General features: G+C 37.9%; 1 protein-coding gene. It reads left to right on the plus strand.

Annotated features, from left to right (window positions below):
- The coding region (locus V6256_RS15785) for a hypothetical protein (protein ID WP_341599164.1) at positions 1-183 on the plus strand (183 nt) is incomplete at its 5' end.
- Between the last annotated feature and the right edge of the window lie 36 nt (positions 184-219).

Genomic DNA, 219 nt, shown 5'->3' on the forward strand with positions numbered 1-219 from the left:
GATTACCCTGAACTTAATTTTACTTTGGAGCAGTCTTATGGTTTATGCGAGTTTGCCATTGATATTTGTCAGAATTGTGACCCTGTTGCTGCGCCTATTATCGAGGAGATAGTCTCTAAAATTAAACAATTAGGGGCGAATGCAACAGCTAGAACAATTCAAATTAATAGTTGGTATGGCTAACACTCTAACAAGGCGACCTCATTTTCTTTGTTACAG

It is taken from the genome of Psychromonas aquatilis (assembly GCF_038155185.1).
Taxonomy (GTDB): Bacteria; Pseudomonadota; Gammaproteobacteria; order Enterobacterales; family Psychromonadaceae; genus Psychromonas; species Psychromonas aquatilis.